Origin of the sequence: Tabrizicola thermarum, assembly GCF_003574395.1 — a bacterium.
In the GTDB taxonomy this organism is placed as follows: Bacteria; Pseudomonadota; Alphaproteobacteria; order Rhodobacterales; family Rhodobacteraceae; genus Tabrizicola; species Tabrizicola thermarum.
Genome location: NZ_KZ984535.1, coordinates 1 through 15,779, shown reverse-complemented (window position 1 = coordinate 15,779; position 15,779 = coordinate 1). Strand labels below are relative to the sequence as shown.

Sequence of the window (15,779 nt, the reverse complement as noted above, 5' to 3'; positions counted from 1 at the left end):
AGAAAAGGTTGCTCATGATCCAGTCTCCTTGCGGAGCTTGAATCAGGCCGAGCCCACAAAATCAATGGGTCCTGACCCTAACTGATATCAGCCTCCGGCAAAGCCGGGGCGATTCAAAAATCGCAAGGTCAGGAGGCAGAATGATGGAAGCGCAGGTGAATGATCTTTCGAATGAAGCGGCAGCGCTCGCAGATATCCTCAAATGGTCAGCGGATCTCCCAGCATGGCAGCGCGACGCGCTGCGTCGGCTCTGTAGCCAGACAAAACTGGAGGCCGCAGACATCACGGCATTGGTCTCCATCTGCAAGGCCGTAGAGCAAGGAGCCCCGCTCGACGCAACCCACCTCCGCGACCCCGCCGCAAGCCACGCGGTCGTTACGCTAGGGGCACTTTACGGGCTGTCCAATGTGAACGCCCTCGCCCCGGGCGAGCGGCTCTCCTTCGGGAAGACCGGCCTCACCGTCATCTACGGGGACAATGGCGCCGGCAAATCGGGCTATGCCCGCGTGCTTAAGCAGCTCTGCCGTGCGCGTTCGCCGAAAGGCGACGGAATCCTGCCCAATATCTACACGGCCGCGAGCGGCACTCCCGCCGCCAGCATCGACTTCTTCATAGGCGCACAAAAGCGCAGCGCAGCCTGGACGCAAGGCACATCGCCGGATGCAATGTTGTCGGCTGTGAGCGTGTTCGATTCTCGAACCGCCAATGTCCACGTAGAGAACACCAACGACCTAGCCTACACGCCGCTCCCGCTCCGCATCCTCGCCGGGCTGGCACAGGCCTGCCAAGACGTAAAGGCCAAGCTGACGGCCGAAATCAAAGCGCTGCAGGAGCAGACGCCCGCAGTTCTGTCGAAACCGGACTGCAAGCCAGACACGACCGTCGGCAAGCTGATCGCTGGCCTGTCGGGCAAGACGAAACAGGAAGCTGTTGACAAGCTGGCAGGCCTGAACGCCGAAGAAGAAGCGCGACTTCAAACGCTCAGCTCAGACCTGGCCAGCGACCCGGCGCGTACCGTCCGCCAGCTCAAGGGCCAAGAAGCCCGGATCAAGTCAGCGATCGAGGAGCTCGAGCGCCTAATCGCCGCCGCGACGGAGGAAAGCCGGGCAGCGCTGCGCACAGCTCGCGCGCACCTTGCAACAGCGCGCTCCGCCTCCTCGGCTGCCTCCGCCAACCTGTTCGCCGATGAGCCGCTACCCGACATCGGCTCGGACGTCTGGAAGGCCCTTTGGGAGGCTGCCCGGGACTATTCGCGCGCCTCCGCCTATCCCGACCATCCGTTTCCCGTAACCGGGACTGGCGCCCATTGCGTCCTCTGCCAGCAGCCTCTCAGTGAGGAAGCTTCGAAGCGGCTCAGCAGCTTCGAGGCTTTCGTGCAGGACGAAAGCAAGCGCCGCGAACAGGAAGCCGCGGACGCGTATGACGAAAAGCTCGAGAAGGTCTCGGCGCAAGCCATCTCCATGAAAGATCTTGCGGCAATCGTCGCGACGATCCGCAATGACATCGGGCAAGAGGAATTCGCGAGCGCCCTTCGCCGCGAGACCCTCCATCTCGCGTGGCGGCTGCGTGCCATCCTGAGAACTCACGGCCTTGCGGTTCTGCCCGATCTTCCGCTCGCAGGAACCATCTCGCTTGATCCGCTACGCACGGCGCTCAGTGGCATCGCCACGCGCATCGAAGGCCTGCAGTCCGAGGCCAGTTCCCCGCAGCGCGCCGCGCTCATCGCCGAGCGCGACGGCCTCGCCGATCGAAAGTGGCTCAACGTAGTGAAAGCCGATGTGCTTGCCCAGATCGAGCGCCTCAAGGCCATCGAGGTGATCGAGAAAGCCAGCAAGGACACTGCGACGAACAAGATCACCACCCAGAGCGCTCGTGTCGCCAAGGCGCTGGTCACCAACCGCTTGCGCGGTAGGTTTGCGATCGAGGTAGACAAACTCGGGGTCGCCGGTCTCGCTATCGAACTTCAGCAAGCCAAAACCACAGCTGGCGTCCCCTTCTTCCAGGTCCGGCTGATCAACAAGCCGAGCGAGCCGGTCGGCAAGGTCTTGAGCGAAGGCGAGCATCGCTGCGTCGCGCTCGCCGCCTTTCTTGCCGAGCTGTCGACCATCGATGCGCAATCCGCGATCGTGTTCGACGACCCCGTTTCTTCGCTCGACCATTTGCATCGCGACAGGGTTGCCGCTCGACTGGCCGATGCCGGACAGACCCGCCAGGTCATCGTCTTCACCCACGATATGGCGTTCTTGCTCCTTCTCGATGAAGCCTGCCGGGCAACCAAAGATCGCGATGCGACGCCGGTAGCGTATCGCCTGATCAGTCGCGGGACGGAAAACGCGGGCTATTGTCATCAGGACCCGCCGGCCAACGTCATGCCTCTTGATAGGGTGATCGATGGAATGAAGACGCACCTCGCCAACGTGAAAATCCATCACGAACGAGGCGACCAGGCGAAGTGGCTGCGCGAGGTGACGTCCTTCCAGGACCAACTCCGCACCACCTGGGAACGCGCCGTCGAAGAAGTGGTCGGCCCTGTGATCCGCCGCCTGTCCCGCAAGGTCGAAACGACGGGCCTCATCAAGCTCACCGTCCTCACCAACGCGGATTGCACCGCTATGCGCGAGGCGTTCGGCCGCTGCTCCGCGCTCCTCCACAGCCGGCCTGGCGAGATCAATCCCCGGCTGCCCGCGCCATCCGTGATCCATGCCGAAATCGACGCATTGGAAAATTGGATCGCCGACATTCGGTCGCGGCAGGAGAAGGCCGCTTGATCACGCTTCATGCCGCGCAGCCTTGCATCGGGGGTGATCCGAACGGGACCGCTTCCATGAAGATAAGGGATGCAGCAATCTCATTCAGATGGCTGCATTATGGAGCCTCCTTGGCCGACTGCAGCGAGGTCGACTATCCGCTTAGGGCCTGAAGCTGCCGAACCCGGCGGATTGCTCCGCCGGGCCCGAGGGGGGAGACCCCGTTCTTTTCAGAACGGGATCTCGTCGTCGCGGTCGACCAGCTCGGGGTTTTCGTTCTCGGCCGACTTCGGGCGGCTCAGGAAGTCGACCTTCTCGGCGATGATCTCGCAGCCGTAGCGGTCAGTGCCAGTTGCGTCGGTCCACTTGCTATAGTGGATGCGGCCGTGGACGAGGACCTTCATGCCCTTTTCGCAATGCTCCGCGACCGTCTTGCCGAGACCGTTGAAGCAGGTGATGCGGTGCCATTCGGTGTCCATGACCCGGTAGCCGTTCTCGTCGCGCATCACGCGACCTTCCGAGAGACGCGGCCGCGAGGTGGCCAGGGTGAAGTTGGTGATCTTCGTGCCGCTTTGGGTCGAGCGCGCTTCGGGCTTCTGACCGATGTTGCCGGCGAGGATGACGATGTTCTGCATGGTAAGCTCCTGTGTTTCCTGTCCCTGGGTCCGTCCCTTCGACAAGACCCGGAAAAAGCCTGTCGGCTGAGGCGTGCACGGGAGACGGAACGGCGACCGGAAACCCCCAGAGGGCCGGGGTGGAGCGGGCAGCCCCAAAGGGGCAACACGGCCCGGACTGACGCGGGGTTGCGCGCCAGAGGCCGAACAGGCTTAGGGGATTGTCAGTCGAAGGGATGGCACCGGGGATGGGAGCGACCTGGGGCTCTCGCAGAACTCGGCCTTCCTGGCCAAGGCAGCGGGGTTGAAGCCTTTACGAAAGCATCGACCCTGCGGCTCAAGCCAACCTCATCCCCCTACCCTATCGCGGTGACCTCCGTGGGAGTTGCGATGTTGCGACCTGACGGCTATCCCGGATGCATCATTCAGGACACGAGGGCCCAATGGCTGATTTCAATCTCGAGGCGATGTCGCTTAAGGAACTGTGGCAATTGCAGAAGGACCTCGCCAAGGCGATTTCCACTTACGAAGACCGGCACAAGTCAGAAGCCCGCGCCAAGCTGGAAGCCATCGCCAAGGAGATGGGCTACGCCCTTGCCGACCTGATAGGCGTCGAGGTCAAAGCCACCCGTGCGCCAGCCGCTGCGAAATACCGTCACCCTGAGAACGCGGCTCTCACCTGGTCGGGCCGTGGCCGAAAACCGCAATGGATTGCGGACCACATCAGCGCGGGCAAAGACCCGAGCGACCTGGCGTTCTGAAATCACGGCCGGAAAATGCCGGGTCAGTCTTGGTTTGACGGCTCGGTAGCCGAAAACTCAAAACTGGCCCCATCAGACTTCGGACCCATCACGCGCGTCGGCAGACTTGGCATCGGCACCTGACCTCGGTGATGTCCTTTGACCAGAACCACTTTGCCGCTCCTATAGTGCCTCTCATGCTCGGCAACCCTGTGACGGATGGGTCCATTCCGCGCCTCAAGTGCTTGCCGCTCGAATTCAAGGCGAGCAGTCCTTTCCGCCACCCTCAATGACGGATAATGCCGATAGAGACGCCGGGTGCCGAGGCGTGTGCTTCGATCGTGTCAGGATCGCCATGCCGACCATCGTCGGCACATTCTGCCGGTCGGCTGGAACAGCGGACAGGCGACAGGCCCGGATCGGGGCCCCTGCCCCGACGCCGAGCCCTTGTTGTCCGTGGGCATCATGCCCACGGGTCGACCTCAGCGATCACCTGAACCTCGTCGCCGTCGATTTCATCGGCGGGGACGGCGCCGAAGGTTCCATCCCCTGCCTGAAAGACGACGATCGAGACCATGAGCGTGGCGGCGAGGGAGGCGGCGAAGGCGTGAGCATCTTTGCGGGACATCTGTTTGGCTCCTGTCTTGGAGGCGGGGGACCATCCCCCGCGCGACAGGACCCCGCAGGCCCGAAGACTGGCTGACATCATCGGGTGCGTTCGGCTCGCCCGAATCCACCCGGCGGCACGGGCTTGCCTGTAGTCCGACCCCTCGCGGGTTGATCTCGAAGACGGGATTCGGGGCAAGGAAGGGAATGGCGAGCGGGGGATGGTCCTCCAACGTCAGGAGCCGGTTGTCCCGCTGATGCTTGGAACACCGCCAGCCTCCCGGGCGGGCTCTTGGTTGAAGACCTTCGTCTTTGGGGATGGATCCTATGGTGCCCCGCGTCATGGCGGGACGAGGGTGTGGTCGGTGAGAGGGCTGCCCTTCGGCAGGCCCCTCACGCCTTCTCAGGGCTCAGGCGGCCAGGTCCGCGCCCCCTGCCCTATCGCCGTCCTCGGCGCCGACGATCTCAAACCGTGCGTTGCGATAACCCTCCCGCGCGATCCAGAGCTTGGCCGCGGTGATCGACTCCGCCAGATGCAGCAACTCGGTGTTGCCACCGAAGTCCAGGAGCACGCGCACCTGTCCGGCCTTCGGTTCCTCGGCCACTTCGAAGATCAACCCGCTGTCCGCCGAATGGCTGCGCATGATGGTAACGAGGATCACCCCGTCCGAGGAGAAGTTCCCCTCATGCAGCGTGAAGGAGGCCGGTCCCGTCCAGGTCGGATAGACCCGGGGCGGCTCCTTCTTCACGAGACGGCCGACGCCGTTCGAACGCTCCCAGGCTGCAAGCTTCTTGGTGAAGCGTACTGGCGGCTTGGGACTGCCGTCGGTGTAGCGGATCAGCGCCCCGAGAGGGGCTGTGTCGATGATGGTTGTTGCAGACATGGTTCCTCATCCCGAATGCGAGCGTTCGCATTCATCATATTGATATTGCTGTAATTTGTTGGAATGGGGGCGGGTTTTCCCGCCCCCGGATGGCTCAGATCACTCTGCCGCCATCATCGACGCATCGCTTTCCGGCAGATCGGCCGTCAGGAAGGCCGGGAGATCGACATCCTCGGGCTGACCCGCGTGCTCCCCCTGCCCTTCTGCAATCTCCTCGCCGTCGTCCACCGCCAGATCAGCGCGGCGCAGGACCTCGGGCAACCAGCCGCTGCCCTTGAGGAGCCGTTCGGCCTCAGTCGCCATCTCGCCCTTCTTCAGGTGATCGAGAAGCTGCGCAGTCCCCTCCCCCTTCGCCTCACGAACGGCTTCGAGGATCCGGGCCTTGGGCACACGGTTAAGATAGGCATCAACCGTGGGCTCCCAGCCCGCCTCGACCATGTCGAGATCGACAGCGCGAGCCACGAGGTCGGCATGCGCCATGCGACGAGTCAGACCGCTGGCGGAGATGCCCGCCCCATAGGGGTTCACCTTCTCATGGAGCGCGTTGATCCCGAAGCTGAGGCAATGTGCCAGCAGCGCCAAACGGCTGCCTTGGTCGAGAACGGACAGATAATCCCAGAGCGCTGCATCATCGCCGAGAGGCAGATCGGCCTCCCACGCCGCGTGACGCTCATCGACCAGCTTTGCTACAACGCTGTCCTTCAGATCGGGCGCTTGAGCCGACATGTAGACGTGGCGGACCGAGGCTTCGAGGCAGCTGCCGGAGGCTGAGGAGGTGCGGAAGGTGTCCGTCACCAGCTTCAGGAGCAGGAGCGTCAGCGCAACGTCCGGCGACCGCCCGATAGCCTCGCGCAGCGCAAGGGTCCGATGGGCCGTCAGTTCCATGACCAGCCGTTCGGGCAGCGGCTTCAGCGCTCCGTCGTCTTCCTCCTCGGACGCATCCGCACCAATCGGCTGACCGCCCGAGGTGATGACGGTGCCGCCAGCGGAGGTCGCCGACGGTTTCCAGCTGGAACCGCCGACATCACCCCCCTGCCCCATGGCATCCACACCATCGCCATCCTGGACCGCGGTCTCCTCGTGCGGCTCGTCCTCTGGCCGAACGTACCCGCGATAGATCGCGAGACTGCCATCCTGATCCAGCGTCACGAAGACGCCCGCGCGCACAATCTCGGTCGGTTCGTAGATCAGAGGCCGCTGTTCGAGCGCTTCCATCGCCATCTCGAGTTGACCCAGCCGGGCATCGATCTCCTCGGGGTACTCGTCCTGGCCGGAGTATTCTTCCTCCAGCGCCCGATACTCCGCGAGGAGCGTCGTATGGGCCGCGCTTTCCTCGTCGGTCATCGGCGCGGGATCACCGGCCAGACGCCGCAGACCGTGGCTGTAGCCATAGGGCAGGTCGGTCGCCACCTCGATCCACTTCCAGCCATCCGAGGCCAACGCCTCGGCTTCGGCCTGGAGCTTCTCGGAGACCAGCCGATCGAGCAGGGCAGGGTCCTCGAGCCAGCCTCCGTCATCGCCCTGGAAGAAATCGCGCAGGACGACACCGCCGGCCGCCTCATAGGCATCGACACCGACGAACACCGCGCGGCGATCAGACGCCCGGACCGAGGTCTCCGTGAGCATGCGCCGTATGGCGTAGGGCTCCTTGTTCCAGGAGTTCTTCACCGCATCCCAGACCTGCGCCTGACGCGCATGATCCGGGTTCACGGTGAAGGCCATCAGTTGTTCGAGCGTCATGCCATCCTCCGCATAGACCTCGAGCAGGGCAGGGGCCACGGACGCAAGTTTCAGGCGCTGCTTCACGATCTGCGGGGTGACGAAGAAGGCCGCCGCGATCGCTTCCTCGCCCTGGCCCTTCTCACGAAGAGCCTGAAATGCGCGGAACTGGTCCAGCGGGTGCAGGGCCACGCGCTGCATGTTCTCCGCCAGCGAGTCATCCTCGGCCAGAATCTCGGACGCGGCATCCCGAACGATACAGGGGATCGGTGCGGTCTTTGCCAGCCGTTTCTGCTTCACCAGCAGCGACAGCGCCTGGAAGCGGCGGCCACCGGCCGGGATCTCGAACGTGCCGGTCTCGACACCGTCGGCATCGAGCACGGGCCGGACGTTCAGGCTCTGCAGGAGCCCGCGCCGCGCGATGTCCTCGGCCAGTTCCTCGACCGAGACGCCGGCCTTGATGCGCCGCACGTTGGACTGGCTCAGCACGAGCTTGTCGAAGGGGATGTCCCGCGACGGGGACAGGGTGACTTTCTGGGCTGCTTTCGCCATCAGATCTTCTCCACGACGGGCGCCGGAAGCCACTCTCCCGATCTCACTCACCGTCATCCCTTAAACCCGCCTTCCTTTCCCTCTCTCCGGCTGCTGACCCAGCGAAGCGCGACTTTACAGCTGTTAAGTCGCGTCGAACTTGGTAATCGCTCCAGAAAGACTTAACAGCTGTTGTGCAGCAGTTCGCCGGGACATCAGTGCCATGACCATCGGCCCGCAGGAGAACTCGCCCGCCGCCGCCTTCGATGTCAGCGCACGGAGATAGCCACCGGGCGATCGGATGTCGGCGAAGCGTTCCAGCATGGCGACAACAACGATCGATGCCTGCTCGGGGCCCATGAACCGTTGCGCTTCTTCCCAAGCGGAAGCACTGATCCCCATGGCCGGCCGCACATGGCAAGCCGCGTCGAAAAGCTGATGCCAGTGGCGGATATCGCCTTGGTAGAAGGTCTTGAGCGACGGGCAGCCCGCGATCACCAGATGGAGCGGGATCTTTGGTACGCGTCTTGTGTCCGCTTCTTCCACGTCAGCACCAGGTGCATCCGTTTCAACATCTGGCGCGCCGGCCGCCGCCCCGCCTTTTTCTAAGGCAGGTTCAAGATCTATGGATTCTTTATTTGAATTATGGTGGTGACGCTCAATATTGGCACCATTGGTGTTCATTTCTTCTGTTTCAGGACCATCAATAACCTTCCGTGCATGATCGAGAAGGGCTTCCAGGTCAGTCCGATATGCGGAGAGCTCCTCGAGCGTGAGCTTGCGGCGAAGGGCGCGCGCTGTGAGAACAGCCTTGTCGCGAAACTGATCCCAGAGGCCGAGGCCTGGCTGGACCTCTTCTCCGAACTCCGCCAGGGCAGCAAGATCGCGCCGCATGAGGCTCACGACCTCCCGCAGTCTCCGGACACGGTCCTCGGCCTCACGCACAGCCTCGGCGGCCCGTGCAACCTCTTCGGATCGGCAGTAGAGTGGCGACAGATCGAAGCCGAAGGCCACGCGCTCTTCACCGTGCTTTCGGACATAGCGTTTCCCGTTAGGGCTATCGCGCCGCATGAGCAAGCCAGCCTCGATCAAGCGGGCCAGGTGACGGCGCATCGTGGAGCAGGGCATGCCGTTCAGCCGCTCGCAGATTGCCTTGTTCGACGGGAAGACGACCATTTCGGCGTTCCCGCCAAGCGCATCATCCGGAAAGAAGCTGAGCAGCCCCTGCAGGACGGTCAGATCGCGCTCGGAAACCCCAAAGGCGGCCTGCGCCTTGGACAGCTCGCGAAGGAGCTCCCACTTGTTGACGGGCTTGCCCGGAACGGAAGCCTCCGGTCGCTCGACCACACGCAGATGGGCATGCGAGATCGGCCGCATAAACGGCGAAATTGGTGTGTACTCCATGATTTCATTCACGAAGGCAAAATTTCACTGGCCCGCGAATCGCTTTGCGCTTGCGGGAAAGGGGCCAGATCGCTACATTCTGAGGTGCGAAAACTGAGTTTTGTAGCGGGCTGGTCCCGTGCGAAACCTAAGAAAGGTCTCGTGAAGCTTGCTTCTCGGGGCCTTTTTCTTTTCTGCCTGTCTCGTGCCTCCTTTTTGGTTGTTGCTCTTCCTCAGTCTTCCTTGCGCTTCCAGCGCTCGTGAAGTTCGGCGATCAGCTGCGGGGCCTTGCCCTCCAGCCAGCTGACGAAATCTCTGTCCTCGGCCTTCAGCTCGAGCTTGAACTGTCGGCCGCGGCGCCCTGTCGCGATGGTTGCAGCCCCGACACCCGGAATGGCCAAACTCGGCGCCCCTCGGGGACCTGATGGACGGGTCGGCCGCTCTGCCTGCACCACTGCGGCGAGGACGGCAAGGAACGCGGCGTCTGACTTTTCGTCAGGTCCACCGGAGTGAGAGGACCTGGTCTCTGCCGCTACTGCAGCGAGGTTCTCGCGGTCCACAGATGCATCGCCCAATGACTTCTTGAGCTCCTCCCAACGAGGCCGGCCGATACCAGGTGCCGCACCGATCGCAAGTACGAGGCTCTCACCAACTGCGCGAACGACACTTAACAGCTGCGACACACCGGCTTCTGTGAGCCCCAGAACCTCTGCCACACCCTTGTTGGTGCGTTCCGCCTCTCCCAGGTGATCACCATTGAGCAATGCCGCCGCGACCAAGGCCCGTTCAATGAAGCTCAGATCACGTCGTTCCTGGTTCTCGAGCAGTTGATCCCGAAGAGCCTGATCCCCGTCCATTTCAGTTACGATCGCACGGACCTTGATCCCGAGATCCCGGCAGGCTTCAAGCCGCCGCCGCCCGTAGATCAGGCTGTAGCGATCCCCTTCGAGAGGTCGCACGAGGATCGGCACCCGCTGGCCGCTTCTAGAGATCGATGCCTTCAGTCCAGCAATCTCGATTTGGAGACGGTCATCCAGCCTGCCCACGGTCTCGACATGGTCAGGCTCGATTTCGAACACGCCGCCTCGCAGCCTGCGTCCCTCAAGAGCGTCGGGAGCATTGCGCAAGGTCTGCAATGGCAGTCCCAGTTTAGGCTTTCTTGCCATTGCGTCCCCACGTGCTCTGGATGATCGCTGCGATCTCGTCGTTGACGGCATTCATGGACTCGATAGCGCGGTCGAAGGTCTGGCGCGTGAAGTCCTTCTTGTCCGCCTCATACAGGGTCTGCTTAGTCAGCCCGGCATCCGATATCGCCGTCGACTCGACCATATGGTTAGTAAGCACCGAACGCCCGAAGAGCCCTCGGATGAAGGCGATCACCTCGGTCTGTGGGGCGTCGCCCACCTTGTAGCGGGTCGGCAAGAACCGCAGCCAATCGAAACGCAGGTTGGCGCCCGCGTCACGGATCACACCCAACAGGTCGGCCGTCATCCGCAGGAACTGCGACATCGACATGAGGTCGAGCATCTGTGGGTGGACAGTGACCAGGACCCCCGAGGACGCGGAAAGGGCAGACATAGTCAGGAAGCCCAATTGCGGAGGGCAGTCTATCACGACGACATCATAGTCGCTCTCGACGCTGTCGAGGGCGTCACGGACCCTCGCGAAGAAAGCGCGTGCACCGCCGCGCTGAATCGCGGCCGGGGTCTCATGCTCGAACTCCATAAGCTCGAGATTGCCCGGAATAAGGTCCAGGCCGCGGATGTAGGTCTTCCTGATGACCTCGGAAACCGGGACAGGGTCGTCATAACGGACCGCGTCGTACAGCGTCCCGCCCTCCATGAGGTCCAGTTCAGGCTGGATCCCATGCAAGGCGGACAAAGACGCCTGCGGATCCAGGTCGATGGCCAGTACCCGATAGCCTTTGAACGCAAGCCTCTGAGCAAGGTGAGCCGATGTCGTGGTCTTGCCCGATCCACCCTTGAAGTTCACGACCGAAATCACCTGCAACTCGTCGCCCTTGCGACGCCCCGGCACATAAGTGCCTGGCTTCTTTGCATTGGCTTCGAGGCTCTGTCTGATCTCCCAGACATCGTCGAGGGTGTAGCGGCGATGACTGCCAGCCGTCGTTTCGACGTCCGAAATCTTGCCTTCCCGATGAAGTTTGCGGAGGTAGGTGTGATCGACACCGAGCAGCTCGGCCGCCTCACCGCTCGTCAAGCTGCGCATCACCTTCTTCGCGTCAGGCGGGAAGTGCGCTGCGCGTTGTGCGTGCAGGTTCGACGCCAGGAGTTCGGCGTAGTGGCCAATGGCGACGTCTAGGTCTTTGTCTGTCTCGGTCATGCCCTGCTCGATCCGTGGGCGCGATTTTTATGTGACCGCGCGGTATTTTTCGAGACTATTGCCCGACCAACCAGATTCGTGCAAGCCTTTCCCACATCTAGTGTCTGAGCGTACAGCAAGCACAAGCACAGTGGGCCTCGATGGCCAAGCTTTTTCTGGCGTTCATGAGGATGTAGCTTTCTCAGCGTTAGTGGTCTCGGGAGGTCAGGATGAAAGTCGAGAGATGGGGCAACTCCCTGGCGGTGCGCCTGCCTGTAAAGCTGGTCAGAGAGCTCGGGCTGGCGGAGGGTGACCGGATCGACTTGATCCGCGATAATGATGTTCTGCGGGCTCGTCGCTTGCCGCGCACCTGTGAGGTGCTGGACAGCTTGCGACAGTTTCGCGGTCGACTTCCCGCCAATGAGCGCCTTGGCCGCGACGATGCTCACAGCCGGTAGGGGGACCTGTTTGCAAGGGGAGGGTGGGTTTGTCCTTGGCTTAGCTAGAAGCGGCGGAGCGCGTGACGAGTCTTTGACGCTTGTCGAGAGCCCTACAGATTGCGCAACTGGTCCACGGCGGTGACCAAAGGCATTGCACGCAGACCGTCACCTGCTGGCACCTCCCGTTCACCAGCATAGACCAAGATCTTCCGGTCCGCCTTGATGTCGTCAACTGCGATGTGGAAACCGCGCGACACCTTGGGTGCTGTGGTGCGCTTGATCTCGATGGCCCAGATCGCAGCCCCGGGAAGTCGCAGAACAAGGTCAAGCTCAGCACCCGCCGCAGTCCGGTAGAAGTAGGGTTCCGTCGCCACTGGCGCGGCGGCGATCAGGGTCTCGATGCAGAACCCTTCCCAGCTTCCACCGACCACCGGGTGCCCTAGCAGGCTTTCCATCGAACCGAGGCCAAGCAAGGCATGGACGAGGCCGCTATCCCTGACAAAGACCTTTGGCGACTTGACGAGGCGCTTGCCGGCATTCTCATGCCAAGGCTGCAGGCGCCGCACCAGCATGAGATCTACGAGCAGATCAAGGTATCGTCCCACCGTCTGGCCCGAGACGCCCAGACCCTCGGCAAGCGCGCTCGCATTCAGCAGGCCACCCTGCGCATGCGCCAGCATCGTCCAGAAACGGCGCAGTGTTGCAGCCGGGATGCGCGGCCCAAGGGCAGGGATATCGCGTTCGAGGTAGGTGCGCAGGAAATCCTCACGCCAGGCCAGACTGTTCTGGTCACTATCTGCTTGGAAGCTGTCAGGGAAACCGCCTCTCAGCCACAGGTCGTTCATTCTGTCCTTGCCGACTTCGTCCAGCAGGAGTGGCGGCATTTCGATATAACGAACACGCCCAGCAAGGGACTCGGCCGATTGATGCAGAAGCACATTCGATGCAGACCCAAGCAGAAGGAACTGCCCTGTGCGGGTCCCCTTGCGACGTCGCATGTCGATCTGTCCGCGGAGGGTCTTGAACAGGTCCGGCATCTGCTGGACCTCATCAAGGATGACGAGTTTGCCGACTTGTTCGTCCAGATACAGATCGGGCTCTGTCAGGACCCGTCGATCTGCGTCGCGTTCCAGATCAAGGTACACGGATGGGCGTTGTCCAGCTATCTCGAGCGCGAGGGTGGTCTTGCCAACCTGCCGAGGCCCTAAGAGGACAACCGCCGCTTGAGCGTCGAGGGCGGATTGAACGGTCTGAGTAGCGTGGCGATGATACATACCTTGCAATTACTCCACTTCATGGAAGATTTGCAAGGTTATTGTGCTCAACCCAGCAAGCCAAGCCTCTCCGCCCGCTCCAGCAGCATTTTCACGGATGACGGCTGCCAGCTTGTCCGCCCCCGGGGAGTGCGCTCGCGCATCGCTTCCAGTCGGTTGCAGATCGCCTGAAGCGTAATGTCGGGGTCCGCGCCCTTTATGGCGGCGACGATGGCGGGCAGGCGGTCGTCGGTTTCGCGGCGGCCGGCGCGGTCCAGTACCGTGGGCGGTAGGAAGCCGTCCCGGACATAGGCGTTGACCGCGCGCAAAAGGCGGCTTTGCGTCCATTGGCGCTCGCGGGGCAGGGGGCCGTTGATGATGCGCACTACGTCTTCCCAGGCCAAGTCCGGACGCAGGCGACGGACATGGGGAACCCAGTCCTGCGCCGTCTCGTTCAGTCGTTCCATGTAGCCATCCTGCCGCGCCAGCCGCACCTTGCGCAGCGCCGCGGGATCGCGGGCGCGCAGGCCCGGATTGCCGCCAACCCGGCCTTTAGTTCGTGCGCTGGCCAGCCCGGCCTTGGTGCGTTCACGGATCAGGGCGCGCTCGAACTCGGCCGCGGCGCCGAGAACTTGCAGGGTGAACTTGCCCTGCGGCGAGGACGTGTCGATCGGATCGGTAAGAGAGCGAAAATAGGCACCTTTCGCCTCCAGCCGCTCGATCACCTCCAGCAGGTGCGAGAGCGATCGCGCAAGGCGGTCGATGCGCACGACGACCAGCGTGTCGCCTTTACCGATCCGGTCCAGCACGCGGGCCAGCACCGGACGAGCGCGGTTACCGCCCGAGGCCTGCTCCTCGTGGATCTCGGCGCAGCCCGCCGATTTCAGGGCCTGCGACTGGGGCAGGGGGGTCTGATCCTCGGTCGAGACGCGCGCGTAGCCGATCAGGGGCATCAAAGCCAGCCGTTTGCAGTTTTGCATACCGCCAATAAACGACCGATTATAAACGGATGCAAGAGCAGTCTCTGTGGCCCTGCTCAACAGAAAGCCCTTGGTTTCTATACAGTGAGCGCGATCAGAGAGCCCTCGCCGACCATCGCCGGTGCTTGCTATATAAGGAGAGTGAGCGCCTCCTGACAAAACCCTTGGGTAAAGTGCAAAACTTATATATTTTGCACATATGAAGCCTCCAGCGCCTTCCTTATATGATGAATATGATGCTCCCATCCTCGACGCTGAGGAGGTGGAACAGGCGTCCGAGAACGATCTTTGGTTCCTGCCCGGTCCGATGGAAGAGGAACCGGATTATTTGCCACCCGGACCACGGGCCGAACCGTGTGAAGCCGAAGTCCTTGAGGATTGGCGGAAAGCCGAGGCGGGCCATGCCGCGCGTCTTGCCTGTGTCGCCGGTCGCCTCGGCGCACTGGATGACCGGCTGAAGCGCGGCCCGGAAGGATGGCGGCACAGACTTGCCCTGATCGAGGCTGCCCACCTTAGCTGGTTCGCGGGTGACCGCATCGGCCCTGATCGGCTGGCGCTCTGGCTCTCCATGCGCCTGTCAGGGGTACAGGACGACACTGCCGCGCTCGCGCGTGTCGGTTGGGCGGTGCGGCGGCTATCCGGTGGGCCAGGACCGAAGATGGACCTTTCTGCCTTCCTTGACCGCCGCGACCCCGAGAACCTCGCCGATGAGGCCGAACTGTTTGCGGATCGCGCAGTCGGTTGGCTGGACCTGATGGCGCAAGCCTCCGAGTTGCACCCGATCAGCCGTGCTTGCATGGGCTTTCACCTCTGGAGCCTCGCGGGACTCGGCCAGCAAGGCGATCGAATGGAGGCGTCAGTCACAGCCGCGCGGGTCGCAGCCGGCGAGGGCAAGGGCGCGGTCTTTGCGCCTCTGGCCATGGGCGGGGCAGGGGGGCTGCGTGCTGGCGGCCCACCTGCTGACCGTCTGGCGCGCTGGCTTGAGGGGATGGATGTCGCCTGCCTGACTGCGATGCGGCACTTAGACGATATCGAGGCATGGTCAGCGCGGGCAGAAACCGAGATGGCGCCACTCTCGGGCAAGACCCCGCGTGCCTTGCGCGCTGCTCTAACCGAATGGCCCCTTATCTCTGCCCCGATGGCCGAGGCCTTCACCGGAGCCAGCCGCGCCGCCGTCCAACGCAACCTGGCCTGGATGGAAGCGCGCGGTCTGATCCGCGAGGTCACCGGACAAGGGCGGTATAGGATGTGGCGAGTGCTCACGGCTTAATTCGCGCTGGGAATGATAGCCTAGNATTCATAGCCAGAACATGACGGTTGCGGCGAGTGCGACGGCTGAGAGGAAGACCTTTGGGCACCGGTCATAGCGGGTGGCAACCCTGCGCCAGTCCTTCAGCCGACCGAACATGATCTCGATCCGGTTGCGCCGTTTTTAGCGTCGCTTGTCGTGCTTGATGGGTTTGCCGCGCGACTTCCTGTCCGGGATGCAGGGCTTTATCCCCTTGTCTTTCAACGCATCTCTGAACCAGTCAGCGTCATAGCCCCGGTCAGCCAACAGCC

The 15,779-nt window shown here is 62.7% G+C and carries 13 protein-coding genes and 1 pseudogene; 4 read left to right on the top strand and 10 right to left on the bottom strand.

Annotated features, from left to right (window positions below; translation table 11 throughout):
- Nucleotides 1-140: 140 nt before the first annotated feature.
- Complete coding sequence (locus D5084_RS00570) at nt 141-2,768, top strand: AAA family ATPase (protein WP_238382467.1); 2,628 nt, start codon at nt 141-143, stop codon at nt 2,766-2,768.
- A gap of 209 nt (nt 2,769-2,977) precedes the next feature.
- On the opposite strand, the gene D5084_RS00565 is transcribed toward D5084_RS00570, so the two are convergent.
- The gene (locus D5084_RS00565) at nt 2,978-3,382 is read right to left on the bottom strand and encodes a single-stranded DNA-binding protein (protein ID WP_128513575.1); all 405 of its coding nucleotides are present in this window, start codon (nt 3,380-3,382) and stop codon (nt 2,978-2,980) included.
- Nucleotides 3,383-3,804: 422 nt separating this feature from the next.
- On the opposite strand from D5084_RS00565, the gene D5084_RS00560 reads away from it, so the two are divergent.
- Nucleotides 3,805-4,122, top strand: coding sequence for an H-NS histone family protein (locus D5084_RS00560; protein WP_128513574.1), 318 nt, complete (start codon nt 3,805-3,807; stop codon nt 4,120-4,122).
- A gap of 442 nt (nt 4,123-4,564) precedes the next feature.
- On the opposite strand, the gene D5084_RS18495 is transcribed toward D5084_RS00560, so the two are convergent.
- The 6 genes from D5084_RS18495 to repA all read right to left on the bottom strand — a co-directional run bounded on the left by D5084_RS18495 (nt 4,565) and on the right by repA (nt 11,567).
- Nucleotides 4,565-4,729 carry a hypothetical protein gene (locus tag D5084_RS18495; RefSeq protein WP_167384016.1) on the bottom strand — a complete coding sequence of 55 codons (165 nt, stop codon included), beginning with the start codon at nt 4,727-4,729 and terminating at the stop codon, nt 4,565-4,567.
- A gap of 388 nt (nt 4,730-5,117) precedes the next feature.
- The gene (locus D5084_RS00550; RefSeq protein ID WP_128513573.1) at nt 5,118-5,591 is read right to left on the bottom strand and encodes a UCP036055 family protein; all 474 of its coding nucleotides are present in this window, start codon (nt 5,589-5,591) and stop codon (nt 5,118-5,120) included.
- A gap of 99 nt (nt 5,592-5,690) precedes the next feature.
- A complete protein-coding gene (locus D5084_RS00545; protein WP_128513572.1) occupies nt 5,691-7,862 on the bottom strand; it encodes a ParB/RepB/Spo0J family partition protein in 2,172 nt (723 codons plus the stop codon).
- 123 nt (nt 7,863-7,985) lie between these two features.
- Nucleotides 7,986-9,245, bottom strand: coding sequence for a plasmid replication protein RepC (repC, locus tag D5084_RS00540; protein ID WP_128513576.1), 1,260 nt, complete (start codon nt 9,243-9,245; stop codon nt 7,986-7,988).
- A 212-nt stretch (nt 9,246-9,457) separates the two neighbouring features.
- Nucleotides 9,458-10,390, bottom strand: a complete 933-nt coding sequence (gene repB, locus D5084_RS00535) for a plasmid partitioning protein RepB (protein ID WP_128513571.1) — start codon at nt 10,388-10,390, stop codon at nt 9,458-9,460.
- Nucleotides 10,374-11,567, bottom strand: coding sequence for a plasmid partitioning protein RepA (repA, locus tag D5084_RS00530; protein WP_128513570.1), 1,194 nt, complete (start codon nt 11,565-11,567; stop codon nt 10,374-10,376). Before repA ends, repB begins: the two co-directional genes overlap by 17 nt.
- 209 nt (nt 11,568-11,776) lie before the next feature.
- Here repA and D5084_RS00525 point away from each other — a divergent pair, with 209 nt between their 5' ends.
- Nucleotides 11,777-12,004 carry an AbrB/MazE/SpoVT family DNA-binding domain-containing protein gene (locus D5084_RS00525; protein ID WP_128513569.1) on the top strand — a complete coding sequence of 76 codons (228 nt, stop codon included), beginning with the start codon at nt 11,777-11,779 and terminating at the stop codon, nt 12,002-12,004.
- A gap of 92 nt (nt 12,005-12,096) precedes the next feature.
- Here the strand turns inward: D5084_RS00525 and D5084_RS00520 are convergent, their stop codons facing one another.
- Together D5084_RS00520 and D5084_RS00515 are read right to left on the bottom strand one after the other, a co-directional pair.
- On the bottom strand, nt 12,097-13,260 hold the full coding sequence (locus D5084_RS00520; protein WP_128513568.1) for an ATP-binding protein: 1,164 nt from the start codon (nt 13,258-13,260) through the stop codon (nt 12,097-12,099).
- Between the two features lie 47 nt (nt 13,261-13,307).
- Nucleotides 13,308-14,192 carry a recombinase family protein gene (locus tag D5084_RS00515; RefSeq protein WP_128513567.1) on the bottom strand — a complete coding sequence of 295 codons (885 nt, stop codon included), beginning with the start codon at nt 14,190-14,192 and terminating at the stop codon, nt 13,308-13,310.
- A 226-nt stretch (nt 14,193-14,418) separates the two neighbouring features.
- Between D5084_RS00515 and D5084_RS00510 the strand changes: the two genes are divergently transcribed.
- Complete coding sequence (locus tag D5084_RS00510; protein WP_128513566.1) at nt 14,419-15,489, top strand: hypothetical protein; 1,071 nt, start codon at nt 14,419-14,421, stop codon at nt 15,487-15,489.
- Nucleotides 15,490-15,516: 27 nt separating this feature from the next.
- On the opposite strand, the pseudogene D5084_RS00505 reads toward D5084_RS00510, so the two are convergent.
- A pseudogene (locus D5084_RS00505) lies at nt 15,517-15,779 on the bottom strand (transposase); the annotation flags it as partial.

Bases quoted from the DNA above. Each gene is read 5' to 3' on its own strand.
- D5084_RS00570 (WP_238382467.1), top strand. From the start codon at position 141: ATGATGGAAGCGCAGGTGAATGATCTTTCGAATGAAGCGGCAGCGCTC.
- D5084_RS00565 (WP_128513575.1), bottom strand. From the start codon at position 3,382: ATGCAGAACATCGTCATCCTCGCCGGCAACATCGGTCAGAAGCCCGAA.
- D5084_RS00560 (WP_128513574.1), top strand. From the start codon at position 3,805: ATGGCTGATTTCAATCTCGAGGCGATGTCGCTTAAGGAACTGTGGCAA.
- D5084_RS18495 (WP_167384016.1), bottom strand. From the start codon at position 4,729: ATGTCCCGCAAAGATGCTCACGCCTTCGCCGCCTCCCTCGCCGCCACG.
- D5084_RS00550 (WP_128513573.1), bottom strand. From the start codon at position 5,591: ATGTCTGCAACAACCATCATCGACACAGCCCCTCTCGGGGCGCTGATC.
- D5084_RS00545 (WP_128513572.1), bottom strand. From the start codon at position 7,862: ATGGCGAAAGCAGCCCAGAAAGTCACCCTGTCCCCGTCGCGGGACATC.
- repC (WP_128513576.1), bottom strand. From the start codon at position 9,245: ATGGAGTACACACCAATTTCGCCGTTTATGCGGCCGATCTCGCATGCC.
- repB (WP_128513571.1), bottom strand. From the start codon at position 10,390: ATGGCAAGAAAGCCTAAACTGGGACTGCCATTGCAGACCTTGCGCAAT.
- repA (WP_128513570.1), bottom strand. From the start codon at position 11,567: ATGACCGAGACAGACAAAGACCTAGACGTCGCCATTGGCCACTACGCC.
- D5084_RS00525 (WP_128513569.1), top strand. From the start codon at position 11,777: ATGAAAGTCGAGAGATGGGGCAACTCCCTGGCGGTGCGCCTGCCTGTA.
- D5084_RS00520 (WP_128513568.1), bottom strand. From the start codon at position 13,260: ATGTATCATCGCCACGCTACTCAGACCGTTCAATCCGCCCTCGACGCT.
- D5084_RS00515 (WP_128513567.1), bottom strand. From the start codon at position 14,192: ATGCCCCTGATCGGCTACGCGCGCGTCTCGACCGAGGATCAGACCCCC.
- D5084_RS00510 (WP_128513566.1), top strand. From the start codon at position 14,419: ATGAAGCCTCCAGCGCCTTCCTTATATGATGAATATGATGCTCCCATC.